Annotated in this window: 1 pseudogene; it reads right to left on the bottom strand. The window is 47.7% G+C overall.

Annotated features, from left to right (window positions below):
• Nucleotides 1-85: 85 nt before the first annotated feature.
• A pseudogene (locus tag SJI19_RS24740) lies at nucleotides 86-507 on the bottom strand (transposase); the annotation flags it as partial.

Below are 507 nucleotides of genomic sequence, written 5' to 3'. Positions count from 1 at the left end.
TGTCTATCCGAAGTTGAAATGTCACCCTCTGTTCCAAAGTTAAAATGTCACTTTTACTGTGATTAAGTCTGAAAGAGCAGGGTGGTTATCGTTTGAGGCTGGCTCTGAATTCTGCAGGATTAACCAGTACCGGATTGATGGCTTTTAGCTGTTCCTGAACCCTTGCCTGAGCGCGTCGTTTGGGCATTTTCTTGCTGCGCTCCCGTTTCCCATCTTGTTCTCTTTCATCCTGATGAACCTGTGCCAGCCTCAGCACTGCGCCCAGCCGCTTGTTGTCTACGATGGCGCCCTGGTCAACGCAGGCCAGCTTGTCGAACGCCTGATACGAGAGTGTTCTGTGGGCATATTTGAACGCCAATGTGCCGTCTGGATAATCAAATACTTCAATTTTTTGACCGGCGATACGCGTGTTTTCTTCGGTAGGGTCAAGAAGATAAAGAATTTTATCGTACTGAAATGTAAGTGATTTTGAGAGCGTCCTCAGTTCATGCCACGCGAAGATATCGG

The organism is Acerihabitans sp. TG2, assembly GCF_035013185.1.
Taxonomy (GTDB): Bacteria; Pseudomonadota; Gammaproteobacteria; order Enterobacterales; family Enterobacteriaceae; genus Acerihabitans.
This window is presented reverse-complemented; position numbering and strand designations above follow the sequence as displayed.